The 23,985-nt window shown below is 71.7% G+C and carries 31 protein-coding genes; 7 read left to right on the top strand and 24 right to left on the bottom strand.

Going from position 1 to position 23,985, the window contains the following annotated elements:
• Window positions 1–8 precede the first annotated feature (8 nt).
• On the bottom strand, window positions 9–728 hold the full coding sequence (locus JT362_RS27090) for a hypothetical protein (protein ID WP_260194618.1): 720 nt from the start codon (window positions 726–728) through the stop codon (window positions 9–11).
• A gap of 7 nt (window positions 729–735) precedes the next feature.
• Window positions 736–1,743, bottom strand: a complete 1,008-nt coding sequence (locus JT362_RS27085; protein WP_260194617.1) for a hypothetical protein — start codon at window positions 1,741–1,743, stop codon at window positions 736–738.
• Between the two features lie 184 nt (window positions 1,744–1,927).
• Here JT362_RS27085 and JT362_RS27080 point away from each other — a divergent pair, with 184 nt between their 5' ends.
• The 3 genes from JT362_RS27080 (at window position 1,928) to JT362_RS27070 (ending at window position 3,933) form a co-directional block, all read left to right on the top strand.
• Complete coding sequence (locus tag JT362_RS27080) at window positions 1,928–2,380, top strand: BTAD domain-containing putative transcriptional regulator (protein ID WP_260194616.1); 453 nt, start codon at window positions 1,928–1,930, stop codon at window positions 2,378–2,380.
• Window positions 2,280–3,266, top strand: a complete 987-nt coding sequence (locus JT362_RS27075; RefSeq protein ID WP_260194615.1) for a tetratricopeptide repeat protein — start codon at window positions 2,280–2,282, stop codon at window positions 3,264–3,266. The genes JT362_RS27080 and JT362_RS27075 overlap by 101 nt, the downstream gene beginning before the upstream one ends.
• Window positions 3,267–3,411: 145 nt before the next feature.
• The gene (locus JT362_RS27070) at window positions 3,412–3,933 is read left to right on the top strand and encodes a Uma2 family endonuclease (RefSeq protein ID WP_446014138.1); all 522 of its coding nucleotides are present in this window, start codon (window positions 3,412–3,414) and stop codon (window positions 3,931–3,933) included.
• Window positions 3,934–3,938: 5 nt separating this feature from the next.
• On the opposite strand, the gene JT362_RS27065 is transcribed toward JT362_RS27070, so the two are convergent.
• From JT362_RS27065 to JT362_RS27045, 5 genes are all read right to left on the bottom strand, one after another.
• Window positions 3,939–4,655, bottom strand: a complete 717-nt coding sequence (locus tag JT362_RS27065) for a response regulator (RefSeq protein WP_260194613.1) — start codon at window positions 4,653–4,655, stop codon at window positions 3,939–3,941.
• On the bottom strand, window positions 4,601–5,743 hold the full coding sequence (locus JT362_RS27060) for a hypothetical protein (RefSeq protein ID WP_260194612.1): 1,143 nt from the start codon (window positions 5,741–5,743) through the stop codon (window positions 4,601–4,603). Before JT362_RS27060 ends, JT362_RS27065 begins: the two co-directional genes overlap by 55 nt.
• Window positions 5,736–6,854 carry a sensor histidine kinase gene (locus JT362_RS27055; RefSeq protein ID WP_260194611.1) on the bottom strand — a complete coding sequence of 373 codons (1,119 nt, stop codon included), beginning with the start codon at window positions 6,852–6,854 and terminating at the stop codon, window positions 5,736–5,738. Before JT362_RS27055 ends, JT362_RS27060 begins: the two co-directional genes overlap by 8 nt.
• Before the next feature lie 95 nt (window positions 6,855–6,949).
• Window positions 6,950–7,393: an HD domain-containing protein gene (locus JT362_RS27050; RefSeq protein WP_260194610.1), complete on the bottom strand. Its 444-nt coding sequence runs from the start codon at window positions 7,391–7,393 to the stop codon at window positions 6,950–6,952.
• Window positions 7,394–7,401: 8 nt separating this feature from the next.
• Window positions 7,402–8,367, bottom strand: coding sequence for a zinc-binding dehydrogenase (locus tag JT362_RS27045; RefSeq protein ID WP_260194608.1), 966 nt, complete (start codon window positions 8,365–8,367; stop codon window positions 7,402–7,404).
• A gap of 67 nt (window positions 8,368–8,434) precedes the next feature.
• On the opposite strand from JT362_RS27045, the gene JT362_RS27040 reads away from it, so the two are divergent.
• Both JT362_RS27040 and JT362_RS27035 read left to right on the top strand, forming a co-directional pair.
• A complete protein-coding gene (locus JT362_RS27040; protein ID WP_260194607.1) occupies window positions 8,435–8,695 on the top strand; it encodes a hypothetical protein in 261 nt (86 codons plus the stop codon).
• Window position 8,696: 1 nt separating this feature from the next.
• Window positions 8,697–9,116, top strand: a complete 420-nt coding sequence (locus JT362_RS27035) for a barstar family protein (protein WP_375546570.1) — start codon at window positions 8,697–8,699, stop codon at window positions 9,114–9,116.
• Here JT362_RS27035 and JT362_RS27030 read toward each other — a convergent pair.
• Complete coding sequence (locus JT362_RS27030; RefSeq protein ID WP_260194606.1) at window positions 9,103–9,879, bottom strand: enoyl-CoA hydratase-related protein; 777 nt, start codon at window positions 9,877–9,879, stop codon at window positions 9,103–9,105. The two genes, JT362_RS27035 and JT362_RS27030, sit on opposite strands and share 14 nt — an antisense overlap.
• Window positions 9,880–9,889: 10 nt before the next feature.
• A complete protein-coding gene (locus tag JT362_RS27025; RefSeq protein WP_260194605.1) occupies window positions 9,890–10,141 on the bottom strand; it encodes a helix-turn-helix domain-containing protein in 252 nt (83 codons plus the stop codon).
• A 66-nt stretch (window positions 10,142–10,207) separates the two neighbouring features.
• Here JT362_RS27025 and map point away from each other — a divergent pair, with 66 nt between their 5' ends.
• A complete protein-coding gene (gene map, locus JT362_RS27020) occupies window positions 10,208–10,978 on the top strand; it encodes a type I methionyl aminopeptidase (protein ID WP_260194604.1) in 771 nt (256 codons plus the stop codon).
• Here map and JT362_RS27015 read toward each other — a convergent pair whose 3' ends face one another.
• The 15 genes from JT362_RS27015 to JT362_RS26950 form a co-directional block, all read right to left on the bottom strand.
• Window positions 10,979–11,809, bottom strand: coding sequence for a class I SAM-dependent methyltransferase (locus JT362_RS27015; protein ID WP_260194602.1), 831 nt, complete (start codon window positions 11,807–11,809; stop codon window positions 10,979–10,981).
• 64 nt (window positions 11,810–11,873) lie between these two features.
• Complete coding sequence (locus tag JT362_RS27010) at window positions 11,874–12,503, bottom strand: cyclase (protein ID WP_375546569.1); 630 nt, start codon at window positions 12,501–12,503, stop codon at window positions 11,874–11,876.
• 125 nt (window positions 12,504–12,628) lie between these two features.
• Window positions 12,629–13,357 (bottom strand): sirohydrochlorin chelatase, encoded by a 729-nt coding sequence (locus JT362_RS27005; RefSeq protein WP_260194601.1) that lies wholly within the window; start codon window positions 13,355–13,357, stop codon window positions 12,629–12,631.
• Window positions 13,357–14,634, bottom strand: a complete 1,278-nt coding sequence (locus tag JT362_RS27000) for a sulfate adenylyltransferase subunit 1 (protein WP_260194600.1) — start codon at window positions 14,632–14,634, stop codon at window positions 13,357–13,359. Before JT362_RS27000 ends, JT362_RS27005 begins: the two co-directional genes overlap by 1 nt.
• A gap of 130 nt (window positions 14,635–14,764) precedes the next feature.
• Window positions 14,765–15,694: a sulfate adenylyltransferase subunit CysD gene (gene cysD, locus JT362_RS26995; RefSeq protein WP_260194598.1), complete on the bottom strand. Its 930-nt coding sequence runs from the start codon at window positions 15,692–15,694 to the stop codon at window positions 14,765–14,767.
• Window positions 15,691–16,383, bottom strand: coding sequence for a phosphoadenylyl-sulfate reductase (locus JT362_RS26990; RefSeq protein WP_260194597.1), 693 nt, complete (start codon window positions 16,381–16,383; stop codon window positions 15,691–15,693). The genes cysD and JT362_RS26990 overlap by 4 nt, the downstream gene beginning before the upstream one ends.
• Window positions 16,380–16,541 carry an Insertion element protein gene (locus JT362_RS26985; protein WP_260194596.1) on the bottom strand — a complete coding sequence of 54 codons (162 nt, stop codon included), beginning with the start codon at window positions 16,539–16,541 and terminating at the stop codon, window positions 16,380–16,382. The genes JT362_RS26990 and JT362_RS26985 overlap by 4 nt, the downstream gene beginning before the upstream one ends.
• The gene (locus tag JT362_RS26980; RefSeq protein ID WP_260194595.1) at window positions 16,538–18,214 is read right to left on the bottom strand and encodes a nitrite/sulfite reductase; all 1,677 of its coding nucleotides are present in this window, start codon (window positions 18,212–18,214) and stop codon (window positions 16,538–16,540) included. The genes JT362_RS26985 and JT362_RS26980 overlap by 4 nt, the downstream gene beginning before the upstream one ends.
• A gap of 111 nt (window positions 18,215–18,325) precedes the next feature.
• Window positions 18,326–18,415 carry a putative leader peptide gene (locus JT362_RS35675; protein ID WP_375546568.1) on the bottom strand — a complete coding sequence of 30 codons (90 nt, stop codon included), beginning with the start codon at window positions 18,413–18,415 and terminating at the stop codon, window positions 18,326–18,328.
• Between the two features lie 105 nt (window positions 18,416–18,520).
• On the bottom strand, window positions 18,521–18,991 hold the full coding sequence (locus JT362_RS26975) for a YbaB/EbfC family nucleoid-associated protein (protein ID WP_260194594.1): 471 nt from the start codon (window positions 18,989–18,991) through the stop codon (window positions 18,521–18,523).
• 32 nt (window positions 18,992–19,023) lie between these two features.
• The gene (locus JT362_RS26970) at window positions 19,024–19,641 is read right to left on the bottom strand and encodes a hypothetical protein (protein WP_260194592.1); all 618 of its coding nucleotides are present in this window, start codon (window positions 19,639–19,641) and stop codon (window positions 19,024–19,026) included.
• A gap of 27 nt (window positions 19,642–19,668) precedes the next feature.
• A complete protein-coding gene (locus tag JT362_RS26965; RefSeq protein WP_260194591.1) occupies window positions 19,669–20,175 on the bottom strand; it encodes a hypothetical protein in 507 nt (168 codons plus the stop codon).
• Window positions 20,176–20,272: 97 nt separating this feature from the next.
• Window positions 20,273–20,929 (bottom strand): DNA-binding response regulator, encoded by a 657-nt coding sequence (locus tag JT362_RS26960; RefSeq protein ID WP_260194590.1) that lies wholly within the window; start codon window positions 20,927–20,929, stop codon window positions 20,273–20,275.
• On the bottom strand, window positions 20,911–22,011 hold the full coding sequence (locus tag JT362_RS26955) for a hypothetical protein (RefSeq protein WP_260194589.1): 1,101 nt from the start codon (window positions 22,009–22,011) through the stop codon (window positions 20,911–20,913). The genes JT362_RS26960 and JT362_RS26955 overlap by 19 nt, the downstream gene beginning before the upstream one ends.
• Entirely contained in the window at window positions 22,004–23,104 is a 1,101-nt protein-coding gene (locus JT362_RS26950) for a sensor histidine kinase (protein ID WP_260194588.1), read from the bottom strand. The genes JT362_RS26955 and JT362_RS26950 overlap by 8 nt, the downstream gene beginning before the upstream one ends.
• Before the next feature lie 132 nt (window positions 23,105–23,236).
• Between JT362_RS26950 and JT362_RS26945 the strand changes: the two genes are divergently transcribed.
• The gene (locus JT362_RS26945; RefSeq protein WP_260194587.1) at window positions 23,237–23,671 is read left to right on the top strand and encodes a hypothetical protein; all 435 of its coding nucleotides are present in this window, start codon (window positions 23,237–23,239) and stop codon (window positions 23,669–23,671) included.
• The last annotated feature ends 314 nt before the right edge of the window (window positions 23,672–23,985 follow it).

Below are 23,985 nucleotides of genomic sequence, written 5' to 3'. Positions count from 1 at the left end.
TGGTGGTGTCATCTCGTCCACTCGGGCGCGGCGTAGGCGCTCGGCTGGTGGTACCCGTGCTGTCGCGGCTGGAAGCCGCCGCCGATGGCGCCCTTCGCCTTGCCGATGCCGTAGAGCAGGTACCCGACGGCGATCACCCCGACCAGCAGGCCGCCGATCATGGCCGCGAACTGGTCGCCGTCCGGGTCGAGGAACGGGTACAGGTACTGGTAGACCTCGGCGGCCAGGAAGTACGCGAGGTACGCCAGCGGGAAGGCGATCCAGGAGAACGGGTACCACCACTTCGCCGCCGCCTGGCTGCGGCCGACGAACATCCAGTCGACGAGCACGATCAGCGGTGTGTAGACGTGCTCGAACGGCAGGTAGTCGAAGTCGCCGCCCATGATGCCGAAGAACGTGCCGGCCACCAGCAGCAACAGGACCGCGGTCGCGCCGCGCAGCCACGGCGACCTCGGCTCGTGCCGTCTGCCCCCGGTGAACGCGGGGTAGAGCAGCAGTCCGGTGTAGACGATCGCGGTGGCCAGGCTGGCCTGCTGGCTGAGCCCCTCGAAGTTCGCCGACCAGCCGGTGGCGTCGCTGAACCCGTACAGGGCGCAGCCGACGATGGCCAGCCGCCACAGACTGACCCCGACCAGCACCGCCGGGTTCACCTTCGGCTCCGGGTGGCCCGGGTACGCCGGGTAGCCCGGTTGGTTCGGATAACTCGGGTAGTTCGGGTAGTACGTCATGGTTCCCTCAGTCCTGCTCGCCGACCGACTCGGCGATCGACCGCACCAGCTCCACGTCGTCCGGCCGCGGCTCGGTGACCTCGCCGGCGGCGTCGCCGTAGATGACGGCGACCGTGACGAGGTGGTCGCTGAAGTTGACCCTGGCGTCCAGGGTGCCGCCTTCGGTGATCTTCATCAGGGCGCCGTCGCCGAGGTCGGGATGGGTGATCGCGTCCGCCGGCACCGCGTGTTGCTCGGTCAGGTCGGGATCCGTGACCACGGTGACCTCGACGGCCGCGCCGCCGCCGCTGAACTGGCAGTTCATCGCGCCGTCGTCCGAGACGACCGACCGCGCCCGCACCAGCTCGCCGCCCGCGACGTCGGCGGCGGCCTCGAGATCGATGTCCGCGCAGCCGCCCTCCGGCGTCCCGTCGGGGATCGTCAGCTCGTGGGGCAGCCGTTCCAGCGCCGTGCCGATGATGGTCCTGATCGGCTCCGCCTCGAGCTGACGCAGCCGACCGTTGTCACTGTAGGCGTAGAAGACGAAGATTCCCCGGTCGCCGTCGATGGCGCGGATCTCGATGAAGCGCGTCGTGCCGCCCTGGATCCGGTAGGCGACCAGTTCGGCGCGCTCGCCGAGCTGGTCGATCTCCAGCCTCTGCTCGTACTTGTCGAACGGTGCGAAGAACCGTTCCGGGTCGGTGTCCACGACCGTGTTCATCACCAACCCCTGCACCCCGGGCACGTCGTCGGGCCCGTACGTGCAGCTGACCTGCTGGCTGCCGTTGTTCAGCTCCAGCGTCGAACGGGCGGTGACGTACATGGCCTCTACGTCGAGCGACTCCGCGAGCTCGCTCGGCTCGGCCAGGGAACACTCGTCGAACCCGTCCTCCGGCTCACTCCGCTCCTCTGCCGTTCCCCCGGCCGGCTCGGCCTCCGCGCCGGCGGGCGTGCCGGCCACGTACTCGGTACCGCAGCCCGCGGTGGCCAGCAGCACCGCGGCGCCCAGCGCCGTCAGCAGCCGGCGAGACAGCACGCCGCATCCAGTCATCTCTTCCCCTCCGTACCTGTGGCTGGTTGCCGCGGACCCCTCGTTCGACGGCAACCAGCCATCCCCCTGGCGTCCAAGGATCGCGACGACGCTTTCGCCGCACTTTCATGCCTGGGAAAGCGGCGGCCCGCCGATGCGCGAAACTGGGGGACGGCAGGTCGGAGGGGCGGTGGCGGACGTGGAGTTCCTGGTGTTGGGACCGACGCGGCTTCGGCTCGGGGGGCGGGAGGAGGAGATCGACGCGGAGCGGTTCGACGCGCTCGTCGGGGAGGGGATCGCGGCCGTCGAGCGGGAGCCGCGACGCGCGATCGACACGCTGCGCGTCGCGCTGGCCATGTGGCGGGGTACCCCCTTTCCGGACGTCGACGTGCCGGCGCTCGCCGACTGGGCCAGACGGCTGACCGAACGCCGGCTCACCGCCATCGAGTCGCTGAGCCACGCCGGAGACCGAGCTCCCGACGTTCGAGAGCTACGGCTCGGCGTTCGCCTGGCTGGACGCGGAACGCGGCAGCCTGCTCGCCATGACCCAGCACGCCGAGCCGGACCGCGTGGTCGCGATGTCGGACACCGTGTGGCGCTACCTGCACACGCACGCGTTGCACGCGGCGAGGTCGATCGGTGACCGGGCCGCGGAGGCGAACGCGCGGCGCGTCCTGGCCAGCGCGCTGTTCTGGCGGGGGTCGGTGTCCGAGGCCCTGACACACCTGGAACGGGCGATGGAGTTGTACGAGGCGGTCGGCGACCTGTCGTTGCAGGCCGCCACGTCGAACAACATCGGTGCGGTGTGCAGGCAGCGCGGGAACCTGGCCGAGGCGGCCGACTGGTTCCGCCGCGCGATGGCGCTCTACGACGAGGTCGGCGACCAGCGGCTTCGTTCACCGGTGACCTACAACCTCGCTGAGCTCCTGACGCTCCTGCGCCGGTACGACGAGGCACGCGAGCTGTACGAGCACGGGCTGGTGAACGCGAGGAAGTACGGGAACCGGGTCAACGAGGCGAGTTCGTTGTGCGGGCTCGCGGAGGTGAGCGTCCGGCTGGGTCGGCACCGGTCGGCTCTGGAATACGGGCGGCAAGCCACGACGCTCGCGCAGGCGGTCAACGACCGCTTCCTCGAGTGCGAGGCCATGCGCGCGGTGGGAGCCGCGCACCTCGGGCTGGGGGAGCACGACATCGCGATCCGCCAGCTCGACTCCGCGCTGCGGCTGGCCCGAGCACTGGGAGAGGCCGACGACGTCGTGGCCGTGTTGAACGGGTTGGCCGCCGCGCACGCGGCAGCGGGGCACCCGGCCGAGGCGATCACGCTCTACCGCGAGGCGATGGTCACCGACGAGTACGGATATCGGGAGGAGCGCGCGCACGCGGCCACCGGCCTCGGCGACGTCCACGCCGGGCTCGGCGAGCACGACCAGGCCCGTGAACACTGGCGCCGCGCACTGACGATCTGCCGCGAGCTCGGCCTGCCCCACGCGAACGACGTGACCACCAGGCTCGAGACCGTCCACACCTGACGGCCCCTGGTGTCCCGGTGGCAACGATTCGTGTTCTGTCGGTGACTCGTGGTTGAGTTGGCTCTCGACAGAAAGGGGGGGCACCATGGGAGCTATGACAGCCGAAACCGGTCCGTTTCATTTCGCCCCCGGAGGCCCGATCACCGTGGACGACCTGGAGGCGATGCCGGATGACGGCAACCGGTACGAGCTCATCGACGGGACGCTGTACGTGAGTCCGGCACCGGGCACGCGCCACCAGAAGGTCCAGCTCAAGCTGGCCATCGCGCTGGACATGGTCTGTCCGCCGGACTTGCATGTGCTGACCGCGCCGTACGCCGTGCGCGCGTCACGGAGCACGGAACTGCAGCCGGATGTACTGGTGGCACGGGACGAGGACCTGACGGACAAGCTGCTCCCCGTCGCGCCGTTGCTGGCGGTCGAGGTGTTCTCGCCGAGCAGCGTGCTCAACGATATGAACAACAAGAGGGCGGCGTACCAGCGGCTCGGCGTGCAGAGTTACTGGGTGATCGATCCCGAAGAGCTGTCGCTCACCGTGTACGAACTCGACGCCATGGGTGTCTACTCGCGGGTGGCGTCGGTCAAGGGCGGCGAGGCGTTCGAGGCCGAGCGGCCGTTCCCGGTGCGGGTCGTCCCGCGGGAGCTGTTGGGTACGCTGGCGAAGTAGCCGGCCTACAGCGACGTCTGGTTGAGTTCGGCGAGTGTGATGAGGCCGTCGTCGAGTGCTCGGCTGACGAGTTCGCTCTTGGTGCTGGCGCTGCGCCCGGCGTTGGCGTACTTCACCCGTACCCGCGTGATGTGCGTGTCGACGGTCTTGACCGTGATGTTGAGCTTCGCCGCGACCAGGTCCTTCGACGAGGCCGCGAACCACGCCCGCAGCACCTCCGCCTCGCGGGGGGACAGGCGCGGCCGGCCCGGCGCGTCGTCGGCGATGAACGCGCCGGACAGTGACGGCGCGGTGTACGGGCGGCCGGTCGCGGCGGCCCGGATCGCTGGCACCAGGTGCTCCGGACCCTCACGCTTGGTCAGGTACGCGAGCGCGCCAAGGTCGACGCACTTGATCGCGGTGAAGTTGTCGGCGTGCTGGGAGTAGACGACCACCCGCCGGCCGCTGTCGACCAGCCGGCGGAGCTCGCCGAACTCCGGCTTGCCCGGTACCAGCTCCAGGTCGAAGATCACCACGTCCGCCGCGGCGCCGGGACCGGTCCAGACGTCGGCGAGCCGGGAGCCCGCGTCGACGAGGGTGATCGGCGGGTCCGCCTGCTCACACCAGTACCGCACTCCCGCGGCGATCGCCGCGTGGTCGTCGATGATCACCGCGCTGATCCCCGCGCTCATCCGGCGGCCACCAGCGGCGCCGGCTTCGAAGTCCGTCTCGTCGGCTGCCATCGCACCTCCATCCAGACCGTCGCGTCGGTGCCGAACATCTCCACCCGCACCTCGGGCGTCGCCGGGCGGGGCAGGTCGACCTCGCCGCAGTCGGCGACGACGCTCACCGACACCAGCTCCGGCTCGCCGACCACGGTGACCCGCGCCCACGACTCCGCGGTCGCCAGCGCGGTCAACGCCGCCTCGGTGAGGTCCCGGCGCACCGGCACCGGCAGCGCCGGCAGCCTGCCCCGCGCGTCCAGCTCCACCTCGACGCCCTTGCGGTCGGCGACGTCGGCGCAGTGCCGCAGCTCGTGCAGCAGCGGGTCGACCACGCTGTCGGTCTCCGCGAACAGCCGTCGCATCCGGGCGGCCTCGATGGCGCTGCGCCGCTGGACCTCGACGTCGTCCGGGGCCAGTGAGCCGTCGGCGAGCCCTTCGAGCAGCGGGACCGTCGTGCCGGACAGCTCCGCGAACCGCCGCGTGCGCCGCCGGTGGGCCTCGGTCGCGACCGCCTCCTCGGTCCGCACCCGCTCGAGCTCCCGGGTGGCGGCCGCCGCGGCCGCGCCGATCCGGCCCAGCACCACGGTCACCACGGACAGGCACAGCGGGAACCCGATCACGGTCACCGAACCCGTGGCGAACCTGGCCAGCGCGGACTGGCTCGCCCCCTCGATCAGGACCAGGTCGGCGAGCGCGGTCAGCTCGTGCGCCACCAGGAACGCCACCAGGCTGCGCAGCGGACGGTCCAGCAGGACCACCACGCCCACCCAGTTCGCGGCGCCGAAGGCCCAGTCCGTGGTCGTCGCGGTGTGCCCGTCCAGGGTCGTGTAGGACAACGCGGACGCGCCGAGCACCACGGCGACCGCCGGCCGGCGCAGCGCCCCCCACGGCCGCCCGAGCACCACCAGCACGGCCTCTCCGGTGAGCACCGCGGCCAGCGCGGCGAACGCCGCCAGCTGAGCGGCGGGCGCGGTGAAGGTGTCCAGCTTGCGGATCACGTTGGACAGGCTCAGTCCGAACAGGATCGCGGCGGTGACCAGCAGCATCGCGATCCGCAGGCCCCGGCGCAGCTGCCCCTGGGCCTGCCGCTCCAGGTCGTCAGGCATCGTCGCGTCCCCAATCCAGCCGGATCACCGTGCCGGCCCCCACGCCGGACGAGACGGTCGCCGTGCCGCCGATCCGGCGCATCCGGCCGTGCACCGACTCGCGCAGGCCGCGCCGGGTCGCCGGCACGTCGTCCACGGCGAACCCGGCGCCGTCGTCGGCGATCTCCAGGCGCAACGCCCGCTCGTCGCCGTCCAGGCGGATCGTGGCCCGGTCGGTGCCGGCGTGGCGGCGCACGTTGTTGATCGCCTCCGTGGCCGCGTCGGAGATCGCGGTGGCCACGTCGAACGGGAGCGGCAGGCGCTCCGGAACGTGCAGGTCGACGGTGACGTGGGTGACGTCGACGCCGGTACGGAGCAGGTCGACCAGGTCGACGCGCCCGGGTCTCGGCGCGTCGCCGGAACGCAGCCGATCCAGGTCACGGGTGGCCTGCCGGGGCAGCCACGGCGCGTCGGCGGGAACCTGCCCGGTACCGACCATCAGCAGGGTGGTGGCGGCGGTGTCGTGCAGCGCGTTCGCGAGCTCGCGCTCCTCGGCCCGCACGGCCTCGGCGACCGCGGCCTCGCGGCGGGCCTGCTCGCCCTCGGCGGCCATCCGGTCGGCGCGCGCGGCCGCCCGGGCGACCAGGGTCCAGGCGAGCCGGGACAGCATGGCCACCACCAGCAGCCACACCTGTGCCCGCAGGACGCTCGGATCGGCTCCCGCCGTGGCGACCAGCGCCGTCATGCCGCCGTCGATCAGGAGCGCCGCGGCCGCGCCGGCCACCGGCGCGGTGTGCCACTGCCAGGTCACGCAGGCGAAGGTGACCAGCAACCGGAGCCAGCCCGTGTTCTCGTCCGCCACGATGGCCCGGAAGGAGATCAGGCACACGACGAGCAGCACACCCACGTCCGCCGCGAGCAACAGCCGGCCGGCCGAGGTACGCAGCAGGCCCCAGGCGCAGCAGCAGGTCCAGACCGCCGCGATCCCGACGGCCACGGCGATGACGCCCAGGTTCTCCGGCGCCGCCCGCAGCAGCGCGATCACCACGATCGGCGCCAGCGTCGCGAGCCGGACGACGGCCGCGTACTGACGGCCGAACCGCACCAGCAGCCGAACGGCTTCCCCAGCCAACCGTCACCTCGCCCAGCCGAACCCCGCCACCGCAGACCCTACTAGCTCCGAGCTGCGCGTGGTCCGAGTTCCCGCCAGGTGAGCGGGCGAAGTGCTCAGCTCGGTCCCGGCTGACCGTTCAACTGGCGCAGCGCCGCCTCGTACTTGGTCCGCAGCCGCTGCTGGGTGCTCGCGTCCAGCCGGCCCATCCGGTCCGAGGACATGTTGTCCGCGATGTCCGCGCGCTTCACCGCGAGCGCGATCGGGTTCGCCAGCACCCGGTCCAGGTACCGCGCCTGCGGTTCGTCCGGGGCCTGGCTGATCGCGGCCACCGCGGCCAGCACCTCGGCCGGGCAGCCGGCCGCGGTCAGGTCGTCGAGCGTGGCCGCGGTGTCCTCGACCACGTCGTGCAGTACCGCGGTCATCCGCTCGTGGTCGCCGCGGACCGAGCCCATCACGCGCAGCGGATGCGCGATGTAGGGCCGGCCGGACTTGTCCAGCTGCCCCTCGTGGGCGCGGCGGGCGAACTGGATGGCGTCATCCATCGTGAACGTGCGCATCGACGACCTCACCGTGTGAACACGATCTTCCCGGCGGTCTCGCCGGCGAGCATCTGGCCGAACCCCTCGGCGGCCTCGGTCATCGGCAGTTCGGTGCCGATCGTGGGCCGGATTCCGCGCAGGCGGCAGAACTCGAGCAGCCCGGCCAGTTCGTCCCGGGTACCCATCATCGAGCCGACCACACGGATCTGCATGAAGAACAGCCGCTGCAGGTCGGCGTTCGCGTCGGGGCCGCTGGTGGAGCCGGAGACGACGATCGTGCCGCCCGGCTTGACCGAGCGCATCGAGTGCCCCCAGGTGGCCTTCCCCACGGTCTCGAACACCGCGTCCACCCGCTCGGGCAGCCGGGTGCCGGACTCGAACGTCCGGTGCGCCCCGAGTTCCTCGGCCAGCGCGCGCTTCTCCTCGGTCCGCCCGGTCACCCAGACCCGCATCCCGGCGGCCGTGCCGAGGGCGACCAGCGCGGTGGCGACCCCGCCGGAGGCGCCCTGCACGAGCATCGTCTGGCCGGGTCGCAGGCCGGAGCGGGTGAACAGCATCCGGTACGCGGTGAGCCAGGCGGTGCCCATGCACGCGGCCTCGGCGAACGACAGCCCGTCCGGCTTGGGCAGCACGTTGCGGGCCGGCACCACCACGGTGTCGGCGAGGGTGCCCTGGTACTTCTCGGTGAGCAGGGTCCGCTTCGGGTCGAGCGTCTCGTCCCCGTACACCGACGCGTCCCCGACCACGCCGTGCACGACCACCTCGGATCCGTCACCGAGGACGCCCGCGCCGTCGCAGCCCAGGATCATCGGGAACTGGTCGGGTTTGATGCCGACGCCGCGCAGCGTCCACAGGTCGTGCATGTTCAGGCTCGCGGCCCGCACGGACACGGCCACCCAGCCGTCCGGCACCTCTGGGTCCGGGCGCTCCCCGACGCGCAGTGCGTCGAGTGGGGCGTCCGGGTTGGGCTCGGCTGCGTAGACGGCGAACATGTCTGGCAACTTACCCACTTCCCGGTCCGGCAGACGGGTGAAGTGGCGTAGGTCTACTCTGGGAGGCATGCTGTCGGACTGGTGGAACGGCGTCGAGCTGTGGGTGCTCGGCCTGGCCTTCCCGTTCCAGTTCGCGCTGGTGATGGCGGTGCTGCTGCCGTTGGTCCTGGTGGTCGCGTACGTGATCGACCGGTTTGTCGACCACGCGTCGGTGTGGCTGCGGCCCTCGGCCGCGGCGGACCGGCCCATTCGCACCGCTCATCCGGCTCCCGACCAGGCCTCGAGCGAGGACGGGCGGGAGCGGGTGCCGGAGCCGGCCGGCAGGTAGCGTGGGATCCTCGCGTCGCATCACGGTCGCACTGGTCGGGCTCGTCGTACTGGTGGTCGCCGGCTGGTTCGTCCGGGCCGCGGCCCAGGAGAGCGGCGGCGATCAGGGCGCTGACCAGCCCGATCGACCCGGAGCGGTGATGGAACACCCGATCGACGGAACCTCGATCCGGACCAAGGCCGAGTTCATGACGGCGGTCGCGGAGGCGCTGTCCTTCCCGGACTGGTTCGGCAACAACCTCGACGCGCTGTCCGACTGCCTGCGTGACCTGTCCTGGCTGCCCGACGGCGAGCACGTGCTGGTGTGGTCGGCCCCGGAGGTGCTGCGCGAGGCCGATCCGCGTGCCTACGCCGCGATCGACGACGTGCTGCGGGATGCCACCGAGCCCGGCCGGTTCCGCGTCGAGCTCACCCCTCGCTGACCGGCACCCACGAGGCCGGCCGCTTCTGCGCGAACGCCGCGATGCCCTCCTGGCCCTCCGCGCCGGCGAAGAACCCGGCCGACAGCTCCAGCATGTCGGCGAAGTCGTCGGCCAGGTCGGCGGCCCGCGCCCGGCGCAGCATCTCCTTGGTGGCGGCCAGCGCGGTCGGCCCGCCGAGCGCGAGCATCCCGGTGTAGCGGGCGACCTCGTCGTCGAGCCGGTCGGCCGGCACCGCGGCGTTGAGCAGGCCGATCTCCACCGCGCGGCCCGCGTCGAACTTCTCGCCGGTCAGGAACAGCTCGTGCGCGGCGCGGGGGAGCAGCCTCGGCAGCACGGTCACCGAGATCACCGCCGGCACCAGGCCCAGCCTGACCTCGGTGAACGCGAACGTGGCGTCCTCGACGGCGACCGCGATGTCGGCCGCCGCGACGAGCCCGACCCCGCCGGCGCGGGCCGGCCCGGCGAGCTTGGCCACCACCGGCTTCGCGCTGGTCCAGATGCTGGCCAGGATGTCCGGGAACTCGTTCACCCCGTCGGTGGCCGAGCCGGCGTTCCCGGCCTCCTTGAGGTCCATGCCGGCGCAGAACACCGGCCCGGTGTGGTCGAGGACGATCACCCGCACCGTGTCGTCCCCGGCCGCCGCGGCCAGGTGGTCGCGCAGCTCCCGGCGCAGCTGTGCGGACAGCGCGTTGCGGTTGTGCGGGGAGTCCAGCGTGATCGTCGCGACACCGTTCGCCGTCGCGTAGCGCACCAGATCGGCCATGCCAGCGACCCTAACGTGCCGGCTCGTTGATCTCCGCCCACACGTCGTCGAGGGACAGGCTGAGGACGCCGGCGATCGCCGCGATGGTCGGGAAGGCGGGGGTGGCCACCCGGCCGGACTCGATCTTCCGCAGGGTCTCCGGTGAGACGCCGGCCTGCAGCGCCGTCTCGAGCATGGAGCGTGTCCCCCTGGTCCGGCGGAGGAGGGCGCCGAGGCGTTGCCCGCGCTCGACCTCCTCGGACGTGAGCGGCAACCTGACCATGGGACCAACTATAGTCCCGGGATAGTATGGCCGGGATAGTTATTGGTAGCGCGAGAAGGGCGCCGGATGATCGAGATCCTGAACCCCACCGAAGTGGCCAGAGCGAAGGACACCGGCGCCCTGGTCGCCACCATCCTGCGAACCCTGCGGAGCCGCAGCACGGTCGGCACGAACCTCCTGGACATCGACCAGTGGGCCAAGGCCATGATCCTCGAGGCCGGCGCGTCGTCCTGCTACGTCGACTACGCGCCGTCCTTCGGGCGCGGGCCGTTCGGCCACTACATCTGCACGGCGGTCAACGACGCCGTGCTGCACGGGCGGCCGCACGACTACGCCCTCGCCGACGGCGACCTGCTCACCCTCGACCTCGCCGTCTCCCTGGACGGGGTCGCCGCGGACTCGGCGATCAGCTTCATCGTCGGCGACACGCGGCCCCCGGAGAGCGTCGCGCTGATCGACGCGACCGAACGCGCGCTGGCCGCGGGGATCGCCGCCGCCGGGCCGGGGGCCCGCATCGGGGACATCTCCCACGCCATCGGCTCCGTGCTCGGCGCGGCCGGTTACCAGATCAACACCGAGTTCGGCGGCCACGGCATCGGATCGACGATGCACCAGGACCCGCACGTCTCCAACACCGGACGGCCCGGCCGCGGCTACAAGCTCCGCCCCGGGCTGCTGCTGGCCCTGGAACCGTGGGTCATGGCGGACACCGCAGAACTCGTCACCGACGCCGACGGCTGGACCCTGCGCAGCGCGACCGGCTGCCGGACCGCGCACAGCGAGCACACCATCGCCATCACCGGCGACGGAGCCGACATCCTCACCCTGCCCCGCTGATCACGAGACGCGGCGGGCGGTGACCAGCCAGGCGGCCGAGTCGTAGTACACGCCCTCGGCGGTCGTGTGGGCGGCGATGTCGTTCCGCAGGGCGGCGACCGCGCCGGCCCGGGTGTCGGGGTCCGCGCCGGCCAGCCCGGAGCCGAACATGCCGAGTACGAAGTCGGCCGCGTCCTCGACGTCGCGGCCGTAGTACATGGGCGCGGTCAGCCCGCGCACGTCGACCTCGGTGAACCCGGCCGAGTCGAGCAGCTCGCGGACCGAGTCGGGGTCGCTCATCGACCACGGGCCCCGCTGCGCCGGCGCCTGCTCGCCGATGGTGAGGATGCCGCGGAACGTGCGCATCCACTCGTTGTCGGCGAGCGGCTGCCAGGTCAGCAGCACGAGCCGGCCGCCGGGACGCAGGGCGCGGGCGATGTTGCCGAACGCGGCGGGCGGGTCGCCGAAGAACATCGACCCGTGCCGGCTGATCGCGACGTCGAAGTGCGCGTCGGGGAACGGGTGCACCTGCGCGTCGGCCTGCACGAAGGTCACGTTCGGCACCCGCTCGGCGGCCGCGGTCCCGCGTGCCAGGTCCAGCATCGGCGCGGACAGGTCGACCCCGAGCGCGGACCCCTCGGCGGCCCGGCGGGCGGCGTCGCGGGTGGTCTGGCCGCTGCCGCAGCCGATGTCGAGCACCCGGTCGGCCGGCGCGATCGCCGCGGCGTCGAGGAACCGCTGGTGGTAGCCGGCGACGCCCGCGTCGATCCGTTCGGCGCGCTCGGCCCAGTAGGCGCCCTGGTCGCCGTTCCAGGCCGAGCGTTGCTCGGCGTTGGGCGCGTCGACCGGCATGGATCCCCCCGGGATGGTCGCGTGTGGGACGCTCCCCGCCGCGCGCGGGGAGCGCCCCATCACATCACGCGATCGCGGTCGACGTCAGGACCGGGTTCGGGTTGGGGAAGCAGGACGTCGGCGCGGAGATGTCCCCGATGAACGTGGACACCACCGCCGTGAACGTCAGCCCGGCGTCCTCGTAGCTCGAGCCGTACAGGTTCGAGTCGATCGAGCCGGACGCGCCCGCGGTCAGGTGCGCCGTCACCGTCGGCAGCTCGAAGGTCGCGCCGCCGGCGATCGGCCCGGCGAAGGTGACCGTGACGACCCCGCCGTCCTCCGACCATGCCGGCGGGGTGTCGCCAAGGCCGGAACCACCGGTCAGCTCGACGTCGTCGAGCGTCGCGTTGGTCGGCACCGGGACCTTCAGCGTGAACGTGTGGACTTCCTTGACCTCGTAGCCGGCCGCTTCGGACGGCACCTCGTTGGGCGCCGGGTCGACCACGACGGAGAGCGTGCCGCCCGGCGCGACCGTGGCGGGCGCGGTCGCGTCCACGGTCTGGTTCAGCGTCAGGTTCTCCGCGCCGAGCGGGGTGTCGGCCTGGCAGTCGTAGGTGATGTCGTGTGTCGCCGCCGACGCGGGTTGGGCGAGCGCGAGCACCGCGGCGGTGGTGGCGAGCACGCCTGTACCGGCGCGCAGCAGGGCAGACCTCAAAGTCCTCACCTCAAGAAGATCGCTGTGCAGGGCAAGAGGCTCCGGAACCCACTTCCTGCCTACTCCCGGGTAAGGATCACCGTCAAGCATTCCCGTTTGCCGAACGGCCTAGCGGCGGTGAGACGTCAGGCGTAACGGCGGCTGGCCGGAACGGTGGCCGCCTCGGCGTACCGGTCGAGGACCAGCTCGGCGAGGGCCGGGTCCGCGCCGAGCGGCTCGGCGATCACCGCGTTCGGGTCGGCGGCGCGGGCCTGGGCGATCACCCGGTCCGGCAACCGGCCGGGCGCGAGGAACCAGGACCCGAGCGCCAGCCGGCGGCCGCCCAGCAGCGCCGCGGCGGCCGGCACGTCCGGTTTCGCGGCGCTGGCGAACGCGGCCACCGCGCCGCGGAACAGCGGTGACCACTGCCGCGCCACCTCGGCCACCGCGGCGTTGGCCGGCGGGTGCGACGAGCCGGCCCCGGCCAGGATCACGCCGTCACCCGGCTCCGCGCCCGCCTCGCGCAGCCGGCGCAGGGCCAGCGCGGGCAGCCGCGGGTCCGGGCCGAGCACGCCGGCGACCGACACCGACAGGCGCGGCAGCCGCGCGGACGCCTCGGCGACCATCGACGGCAGGTCGACCCGCGCGTGGAACGCCTCGCCGAGCAGCAGCGGCACGACGACCACGTCCCGGTGCCCCTCGCCGTGCAGGGCGGTCAGCACGTCGGGCAGCCGGGGCGCGGACAGGTCCAGGAACGCGGTGCGCACGTCCAGCGCCGGGTCCAGCGCGCGCACGACCGCCACCAGTTCGGTGATGGTGGCAGCGCTGCGCGGGTCCCGGCTGCCGTGCGCGACGGCGACGAGCGGCGGCGCCACTAGTCCCGCTCCAGCACCGGCAGCGGCGCGCCGACCAGGCCGGCGGCGAGCGTGGTGCCGTCCGCCGGGTCGATCACCAGGAACGCCCCGGTGCGGCCGTGCGTGCGGTAGTCGTCCACCGGAACCGGCTCCGACGTGCGCAGCGTCACCTGGCCGATCTCGTTCAGCTCCAACGACTCCGGACCGTCCACCGTGGACAGCTGCTGCTCGTCGAAGCGGGTCCGCAGCTCGCCGACGATCGCCTGCACGGTACGGGCGCCGTGCTTGACCAGCACCCGCGCGCCCGCCCGCAGCGGCTTGTCCGCGAGCCATGCCAGCGTCGCGTCGATCTCGTCGGTGACCTCCGGCCGGTCGATCCCGGCGGCGATCAGGTCGCCGCGGGAGATGTCCAGGTCGTCGGCCAGCAGCAGCGTCACCGACGCGCCGGCGGCCGCCTCGGTCAGCTCCCCGTCCGGCGTGTCGACGCGGGTGACCCGCGTGCGCGCCCCGCTCGGCAGCACCACGACCTCGTCGCCCGGGCGCACCGTGCCGGCGGCGATCTGGCCGGCGTAGCCCCGGTAGTCGGGGTGCTCCGGCGTGCGCGGGCGGATCACGTACTGCACCGGGAACCGGAACGGCGCGGCGTGCGGGTCCTCCTGCGCCGGCACGGTCTCCAGGTGTTCGAGCAGCGTCGGTCCGGTGTACCACGGGGTGCGCTCGGAGTGCTCCACCACGTTGTCGCCGACCAGCGCGGAGACCGGGACGGCCAGTACCGCGTCGGCGGCGTAGCCCAGGTTGCCCGCGTGCGTGGCGAACTCCTTGGCGATCACCTCGAACGTACCGTGGTCGTAGTCCACCAGGTCGATCTTGTTCACCGCGAGCACCAGCCGGGGCACCCCGAGCAGCGCGAGCACCGCCGCGTGCCGGCGGGTCTGCTCGACGACGCCCTTGCGCGCGTCGACCAGCAGGATCGCCAGCTGCGCGGTGGACGCGCCGGTCACCGTGTTCCGGGTGTACTGCACGTGGCCCGGGGTGTCGGCCAGCACGAACGTCCGCCTCGGCGTGGCGAAGTACCGGTACGCCACGTCGATCGTGATGCCCTGCTCGCGCTCGGAACGCAGCCCGTCGACCAGCAGCGACAGGTCCGGAGTGGACAGTCCCTTGTCGACACTCGCGCGGTGCACGGCGTCCAGCTGGTCGGCCAGCACGGACTTCGTGTCGTAGAGCAGCCGCCCGACCAGCGTCGACTTGCCGTCGTCCACCGAGCCCGCGGTCGCGAGCCGGAGAAGGTCACTCACAGTTCCGCCTCCCCGAATTTTTCCCTGTCGGTCGCGTTGGGGAGTGTGTGTTCGGCCTGGTCACGTACTTGTGGTCGAGTTGCGTCACGTTCCCCTGAGGTGACGGCTCCGGAGGCCGCAAGCTGCTCATTCAGAAGTAGCCCTCGCGCTTCCGGTCCTCCATCGCGGCCTCGGACAGCCGGTCGTCAGCCCGGGTGGCGCCCCGCTCGGTGAGCCGGCTCGCCCCCACCTCGGCGATCACCTCGTCCAAGGTGGACGCCTCGGACTCGACCGCGCCGGTGCATGAGCCGTCGCCGACCGTGCGGTAGCGGACCGTCTTGCGCAGCACGGTCTCCCCGTCGCGCGGGCCGCCCCACGGGCCCTCGGTCAGCCACATGCCGTCCCGGGAGTACACGTCGCGCTCGTGCGCGTAGTAGATCGACGGCAGCTCGATGTTCTCCCGGGCGATGTAGCGCCACACGTCCAGCTCGGTCCAGTTCGACAGCGGGAACACCCGCACGTGCTCGCCCGGCCGGTGCCGGCCGTTGTACAGGTTCCACAGCTCCGGGCGCTGCCGGCGCGGCTCCCACTGGCCGAACGCGTTGCGCAGGCTGAAGATCCGCTCCTTGGCGCGGGCCCGCTCCTCGTCCCGGCGGCCGCCGCCGAACACCGCGTCGAACCGGTGCTCGGTGATCGTGTCCAGCAGCGGCACGGTCTGCAGCGGGTTGCGGGTGCCGTCCGGGCGCTCGGTCAGCCGGCCGTCGTCGATCCAGTCCTGCACGTTCGCGACCACCAGCCGCAGCCCGTAGCGCTCGACCATCCGGTCGCGGAAGTCGATGACCTCGGCGAAGTTGTGCCCGGTGTCCACGTGCAGCAGCGGGAACGGCACCGGCGCCGGCCAGAACGCCTTCACCGCCAGGTGCAGCAGCAGCGTCGAGTCCTTGCCGCCGGAGAACAGGATCACCGGGCGGTCGAACTCGCCGGCCACCTCCCGCATGATGTGGATCGCCTCGGATTCGAGGCGCCCCAGCGAGTCCAGGCGCGGCGCGGTGCGGACGGGTGCGTCAATCGTGGCGGTCATCCGTGCAACCCACATTCGGTCTTGGCCTGGCCGGCCCAGCGGCCGCTGCGCGGGTCGGACCCGGGCAGCGGCTTCGCGGTGCACGGCGCACAGCCGATCGACAGGTAACCCTCACTCACCAGCGGGTTCTCCAGGATCCCGTTGGTCGCGATGTAGTCGTTGAACTCCTCGTCGGTCCAGGGCGCGATCGGGTTGATCTTCACCAGCCCGTTGCGCTCGTCCCACTGCACGATCGGGGTGTTCGCCCTGGTCGGCGCGTCGACCCGGCGCACTCCGGTGACCCACGCGTCGTACTTCGCCAGCGTGTTCCGCAGCGGCACCACCTTGCGCAGGAAACAGCACCTGTTCGGGTCGGTCCGGTTGAGCAGGCCGAACTCCGCCTCCTGGTCGGCCACCGACTGCTCGGCCTCGGCGTTGACGATCCGGATGTCCGGGTAGGTCAGCGCGACGGCGTCACGGGTGCCGATGGTCTCGGCGAAGTGGTACCCGGTCTCCAGGAACAGCACGTCGACGTCCGGCTTGGCCCGGACGGCGAGGTCGATCAGCACGGCGTCCTGCATGTTCGACGCGACGATGAAGCCGTCGCCGAACGTCCGCGCGGTCCACTCCAGCGCCTCGGCCGCGGTGGCGTCGGCGAGTTCGGCCGACGCGTGCTCGGCCAGGGTCTTGTAGTCGGCTGTGGTGGTCATCTGCTCGCCTCCGCCTGCGTCAGGTTCAGACCGACGAACTTCACGGTGAACACGCGCCGGCAGCCGGTGCACAGCCAGGACGCGTGCGGCTCCTCCTGCGGGCGCAGGTCCTCGTCGCCGCAGTAGGGGCAGTAGAAGGGCGTAGCGCGTTCCGTCATTTCAGGTCGCCCTCGTCCGCGCGGGCCACCCACTGGGCGAACCGCTCGTCCGGCTCCCGCTGGGCGACGTACGCCCGCACGACGCGTTCGACGTAGTCGGGCAGTTCATCGCCGGTGACCTTGTGCCCACGCAGCTTGCGGCCGAACCCGGCGTCCAGCCCGAGCCCGCCGCCAAGGTGCACCTGGAAGCCCTCGACCTGGTTGCCGTTCGCGTCGGTGACGATCTGGCCCTTGAGCCCGATGTCGGCGGTCTGGATGCGGGCGCAGGAGTTGGGGCAGCCGTTGAGGTGCACGCTGACCGGCGCTGTCACGTCGTCGGTGATGTCGGCGAGCCGCTCCTCCAGGGCGGCCACCAGGTCGGCCGCGCGGGCCTTGGTCTCCACGATCGCGAGCTTGCAGAACTCCAGGCCGGTGCAGGCCATCACGCCGCGCCGCCAGGGCGACGGGTCGGTCCGCAGGCCGAGCTTCGTCAGCTCCGCGCGCAGCCCGTCGACCTCGGCCTCCGGCACGTCGAGCACGACCAGCTTCTGCAACGGGGTGAACCGCACCCGCCGCGAGCCGACCCGCTCGGCGGCCTTGGCGACCGCGACCAGCGTCGACCCGGACACCCGCCCGGCGATCGGCGCGGCGCCGACGTAGTACCGGCCGTCCTGCTGCCGGTGCACGCCCACGTGGTCGCGCTGCACGTCGGGCACCTCGGGCGCCGGCCCGTCGAGCAACGGGCGGTGCAGGTACTCGGTCTCCAGCACCTCGCGGAACTTCGCCGCGCCCCAGTCCTTGACCAGGTACTTCAGCCGCGCGCGGTTGCGCAGCCGCCGGTAGCCGTAGTCCCGGAAGATGCTGATGACCCCGGCCCACACCTCGGCGACCTCGTCGAGTGGCACCCACGCGCCGAGCCGCTGCCCGATCATCGGGTTGGTGGACAGGCCGCCGCCGACCCAGACGTCGAGCCCCGGCCCGTGCTCGGGGTGGTTGACGCCGACGAACGCGACGTCGTGCACCTCGTGCGCGACGTCGGGCAGGCCGGAGATCGCGGTCTTGAACTTGCGCGGCAGGTTCGCGAACGCCGGGTCGCCGACGTAGCGGCGCCGGATCTCGTCGATGGCCGGGGTGGCGTCGAGCACCTCGTCCTCGGCGATCCCGGCGACCGGCGAGCCGAGGATGACGCGTGGGCTGTCGCCGCAGGCCTCCATCGTGGTGAGGCCGGCGCCCTCGAGCCTGGCCCAGACCGCCGGCATGTCCTCGACGCGGATCCAGTGGTACTGGATGTTCTGCCGGTCGGTGATGTCCGCCGTGTCGCGGGCGTAGGTCTGCGAGACCTCGCCGATGACGGCGAGCTGCTCGGTGGTGACCGCGCCGCCGTCGATGCGCACGCGGAGCATGAAGTACTCGTCGTCGAGCTCCTCCGGCTCGAGCGTGGCGGTGCGCCCGCCGTCGATGCCGGGCTTGCGCTGGGTGTAGAGCCCGAACCAGCGGAAGCGCCCGCGTAGGTCGGCCGGGTCGATCGAGTCGAACCCGCCGTGCGCGTAGATGTTCTCGATGCGCGCGCGGACGTTGAGGGGGTGGTCGTCCTTCTTGCTCTGCTCGTTCTTGTTGAGCGGCTCGCGATAGCCGAGCGCCCACTGGCCCTCCCCGCGGCGGGCTCGCGTGCGCGGCGTGGTGGGGGATGACACCCGTCCGTCCTCCGAGGAATCCTGGGCGCGGCGGGCACACCGGTGGACCCCTGGGAACGCGAGGTCAGCGCCGACGCACCCGGCGCCGGCTGACAAATAGGCGACGCGGGTCTATCGAACGCGCTGGCACATCGCGCTGGAGACACGAACGAAGTCCACGTGGCGCCGGGCCACGAGCCGGACTTCCTTCGCTGCTGACATGCGTTTCAGCGTGCCACGGGTCCACCTACTGGTCCACCGGCATCCGCATCGTGGGACGGAGTGACCGGGGTCACTTTTTGTAGGTCTCGACGCCTGGGATCGCGCTCACTCGCCACGCACGCGCTGCATGATGGAGGTAGCGCCGAAGTTCTCCTCCTCGTCCTCCGTGCCCCGCGGCCGGGCGGCCGGGCGAGTCCCCGGTGTCGCGGCCTGCTGTGGATTCTCCGGCTCCGGCGGAGGGCCGTAGCGCTCGTTGATCTGCTCCTCGACCAACTCGGCGAACCCGGGCTGGTTCGCGAGTGGGTTGTCGGTCTCCGCCACGGCATGCGCCCGCGCGGCGGTGTTCCACGCTGCCTTCATCGCGTCCGCCAGCCGGGCGGCGACCTCGGGTGGAACGTCCCGTGCGTGCACCCGCACGTCGCTCACGTCGCCGAGCCCGTTGACCGTCACCTCGACGGTGCCGTCCGGTGAGCGCCCGGTGGCTCCGGGCCTGGAACGTTGGGTGTCGAGGTACTCGCGCGCGGTTTGGGCGGCGATCTCGTTGACGCGTCGTTCGAGGTCGATCAGCGGGTTCATGAGTTCACTCCTGTGGGCGTCGCCCGGTCCGGTCAGGCGTCGTGACCTGGCGGCATCTGGTTTCCGAGGTCGTGGATCTCCTGGAGCGCGCTGGCGACCTTGGGGATCAGCACGCTGAAGTAGGTGAACATGACGCCGACCGCCAACCCGACCAGCGCACCCGGGATCGCGCCGACGCCTCCTCCGAACACGAAACCGAGTGCCGCGCCGACGATCGCTCCGGTGACCCCGATGAGGGCGCCCAGCTTGTCGGCCACAGATTCGTCCGCCGCGTTGGCGAAGCCCACCAGCGCCTGGCCGACGTTCTGGGCGGTGGCGGCCGCCTGCTTGTAGTGCTTCTTGTCGATCTCGATGTGCTTGGTGAACCTGTGCTTGGCCTCGCTGTCCTTCCAGTCCTCTTCGAGGTCGTCGACGATCCAGACGAGGTCGTTGCCCACGCGGTCGAGCGCGCCGGAGACCGCGCCGGGCTTCTCGAAGTCGAATCCCCACACGTCGTTGCCGACGCGCCGGATCTCGTCCAGGTCCACCTGCGGCATGAGATCGAAGAAGTTCTTGAACTCCGGGTTGATGCCGACCTTCTCGAAGAACGCCCCGAGCACGCTCCCCAGGTTCCAGATCTCGTGTGGATGGGTCACCGCTATCGGTGCCATGTCGTCTCCCCTTCGGTCAGTCGCCGGTCAGATCGGTACGTTGCCGTTGGGATTCGGGTTCGGCGCCGGCATCGGCACGGTCGGTGAACCCGGCACCCGCGGCATGGGACCGGCTGGCGCACCGGGCACCCGGGGCATCGGATGCCGGAAACGCTGCCCGCCCCGCCGGTCGTCCTCCTCGTAGGTCGTCGAGGACTTGCGAAGTTCGTCGGCGTCGCGGTTGAGCATCCGCTGGTAGCGGGGAAGCGCGTTCAACCAGGCGTCACGGACACCGGGGTAGGGGTCGCTCGCCCCGGACGCGGCCTCGCCCACCTTCTTCCCGGCGAGCCCGGCCAGTGGCGTGAGGAGACCACCACTGGCAAGGCCCCCGGCGACGGCCGCGGCGGCGGCCATCGCCCTCGACAGCGGGTCGAGGGTCGGCAGGTCACCGTCGCTGGCGAGCTTGTTCTTCGCGCTGCCCACAACCCCCGCCAGCCCGTCGAACTTCGTGGCGGCTTCTTCCAAGGCGTCGGTCTTTACTTGGAATCCGTCCATTTGGGCGTTCTCCCTGTTGGTGTGGTTCCCCGTAATCGCAAGGTAGGGGCGCGCGCGCAGGGCCGTGACGGTCGTTCGACCCACAATCGGGGCCGGTCTACAGCTCGTCGAGGCCGATCAGCCCGTCCTGGACGGCCCTGGCGACCAGAGCCGCCTTCGTCGACGCCGGTCGGCCGGCGTTGGCGTAACGGACGCGGACCCGGTCGATGTAGCTGTTCACCGTGCGCACCGACAGGCCGAGCTTGCGCGCCACCATCTCCTTGGACTCGCAGGCGAACCAGTTGACCAGTACGTCGGTCTCCCTGGGCGTCAGCCTGGGCCGGTCGGTGCGGGTGTCGGTGCTGATGGCGCGGGCCATGGACGGGGAGGTGTAGGGCAGGTTCCGGCTCGCCGCGTGGATCGCGTGCACCAGGTGGCGTGGTCCCTCGGTCTTGCTGAGGTAGGTGAACACGCCCAGGTCGATGCAGGTGAGGATGGTGTCCCGGTCCTCCCGCATCGTGTAGGCGATCACCCGCCGGCCGGAGTCGACGAGCCGCCGCAGGTCCGGGTAGGCCGGGACCTGATCGGTCAGCTGGAGGTCGAACACGACCACCTCGGCGTCCAGGCCGGGGTCGGTCCAGGCCACCGCGGGCGTCGGCCCCGAGTCGACGACCTGGATCGGCGGGTCGGCGTTCGCGCACCAGACCTCGAGCCCGGCGACGATCGCCGGGTGGTCGTCGACGACGACGACCCTGGTCAGCTCGGTGTGTGCCATGTCGCCTCCACCCACACCCGTGGTCCGTCGACAAGTCGGGTCACACTGACTCCGACGTCGTTGCCGGTCAGGGGTTCCGATTCGGCGTTCGGATCGTCGGCGAGCACGCTCACCGCGACCCGGCCGGGTGTGCCGAGCACGACGACCCTCGCCTCGGAGTCTGCCCTGGCCACCAACCGCAGCGCCGGTTCGGTCAGCTCGCGGCGCACGGCGAGCGGCGGTGTCGGGTACTCCCCGCAGGTGGCGAGGTAGACCTCCACTCCGTTGCGCTCGGCCAGGTCCAGGCACGCGCCCAACTCGTGCAGCAGCGGATCGGGGACCTCGTCGTGTTCGGCGAAGAGCCGCCGCAGCCTGGCCGCCGCCAGCGCGTAGCGGGCGCGGGTGCCGTCGTCCAGGTTCGCCGTCCCCGTGGTCAGCCCGGTCAGCAGCGGCACGATCGTGGTGGTGGTGTCGGTGTAGCGCAGTACGCGGTCGGCGTGCACCTGCTCCGCGATGGCCTCGGCGGTGCGCACGCGTTCCACCTGGCCGGCCGCGTCCGCGGCGGTGGCCGCGATCCGCCGCACGGCCATCGCGACGGCCAGCACCGGCAGCTCGCAGCCGAGCGCGATCGTGCAGACGACGACCAGGTCGGCGGCCTGGTGGCCCTGCCCGGCCAGGAACAGCTGGCCGAAGGAAGCCGCGACGAACACCCCGATCGCGGCGGCCGCGGCGACGGTGCCGTGGTCGACCAGCACCAGCAGCAGGAACCAGCCGATCGTGACGTAGCACCACTCCGCCCGCACCATCAGCTGCTCACCCGGGATCCCGGCGGTGGCCACCGCCGCCGACGCGAACACCGCCACCACGAGCACCCACCGGACCCGCCCCACCGCCCGGTTCCGCAAGACAGCAGCGCCGGCCACCACGCCGACCACCGCCAGCAGGGCGAGCGCGACCACCTGCCGAACGCCCCCGTCGTCGTGGCCGGCCAGCGGAAGCAGCGAGGTGAAGCCGACCAGCAGGAGCGTCGCGATGGTGAGTACGACCAACCGCAGGGCACGCATCAGGTTGCCCCGCACCAGGTCGCGACCAGCCTCAGTCAACCGGCCACTCCAAGCGGATCGTGGTGCCGTCCCCGGGCCGGCTGGTCACGACCGCCCGTCCACCGACCCGGCCCATCCGGCGCTCGATGGACTCCCCGACCCCACGACGGTGCGGTGCCACCGCGTCCGGGGAGAACCCCCGCCCATGGTCGGCCACCTCGACGACGACCGTCGACCCGGTACGCGCCACGACCAGGTCGGCGGTGTCCACCCCGGCGTGCCGGGCGACGTTGGTCAACGCCTCCCGCGCCGCCGCGGCCATCGCCGACGCGGCCGACGCCGGCATGGCCACCGGCCGCGGCACGCGCGTCCGCACGGACACCGGCGCCCGCCGCACCACGTCGTCGAGCACCAGCGCCAGGTCCGCCTCGCCGCCGGTGCCGGGGAACTCGGGCCGCGCGGTGAGGACGTCGAGGTCACGCGCGACCTGCTCGGCGAGCCACGGCTCGGTGCCGTCGACCATCCTGGTGCCGACCGCGAGCAGGGTCGCCGCCGCGGTGTCGTGCAACATCGCGAGGTGCTCCCGCTCGTCGGCCCGCCGAGCGGCGGCGACCGCCACCCGCCGGTCGGCCAGCGTGCTCTCCGCGACGGCCCGGTCGGCCCGCGCGGCGGCGGCGAACAGGTGCGACCGCAGCAGCCTGGACAGCCCGGCGGCCCCGAACACGGTGAGCCCGATCGGGATCGCGCCGACCGCGGTCCCCTGCGCGACCACGAGCACGGCGGCGAGCAGGTAACCCCCGACCGGCCCGGTGAACCACTGATGCGCGACGGCGGTGATCAGAACGAGGGCGACGACCCAGTTGGTGATGTCCAGCAGGGCGTCCGGCCGCACCAGCCACTCCTGCCCCAGCCCGAGCGCGGCGACCAGCAGCGTGTCCACCCACAGCAGCCACGGCCGCGGCGCGTGCCGGACGTACACGACGCTCCAGGCACACAGTCCCGCGACCACCGCCGCCACCGTCGTCAGCCGGTCGGCGGGCGCCTGCAGAACCGCCGCCCCGCCGGCGACGACCACCACCGTGGTGCGCAGCACGACGACGTACCGCTGGCTCACCCGGCGGAGACCGTCCTCGGTCACCCCAGCTGGTTCCATGCCCGCTCCAGTCCGCCGGCCCCGCGAACAGGATTCTATCGACACCGAAACCACCCTGACGATCACTGTTCGTGGCTACACTTCGTGCGACGCGTGTCTGAGGGGGCACGCACGGTGTATGTGGGGGGCGCCATGTCCAAGGGGTTCGCTGTCCAACCCGACAAGCTGAAGGCTTTTCAGAACGACGTGAGGGTTACTGCCGACAGCTATTCGTTGATCGTCGACCAACTGAACGAGGCGCGTCTGTGCCCCACGGACACGGATCCAACGGACAAGATGCACGGTCTGCTCGGTGCCCCCGAGAGGCTCGGCCCGTCCGGTCCGCCTGTCGACTTCACCAATGCGAGTCGCACCATGCTCGCGAACTACGACAGTCTGCTCGACACCCTCGCCGACGTGCATGCGGCTATACACGCACGGTTCAAGTACATGGACGACGCTCTCGGTGAGACACATGACTCGTACAAGGAGGAGGTCGACCAGCTGAACCGGATGATCACCAATCTGATCGGACGGTTCAACGGTGACCCGGATATCCAGGCGTTCGTGAAGGAATACCGATCGTGATCGCCCGTGGGATCGCGGTCGTACTGACCTTGGTCACCCTGGCCGCGTGCACCCCCACGCCGGACGAACCGTCTCCGTCGTCATCGGCACGTCCCCCGACGACGTCACCTTCCTCGACGGAGCCCGCGTCCCAGAACCGGGACGAGGACGCCGTGCTCGCGGCGTTAGGGTCTATCCCATAATCGGTGTTTCCGGCGTTGTTGATCAATAGGTGTCAGCTCCCGGCCAGCGGTCACCGAACGTGATGGCGAAGGCGTTGAGAACGGGTTTCCAGCGCATCGTCCATCGGGCGCGGCCTGTGCCGGTGGGGTCTA

It is taken from the genome of Actinophytocola gossypii, from assembly GCF_025165815.1.
GTDB lineage: Bacteria > Actinomycetota > Actinomycetes > Mycobacteriales > Pseudonocardiaceae > Actinophytocola > Actinophytocola gossypii.
Note: the sequence above shows the minus strand (reverse complement) of the source record. Positions and strands in the feature narration are given on the sequence as shown.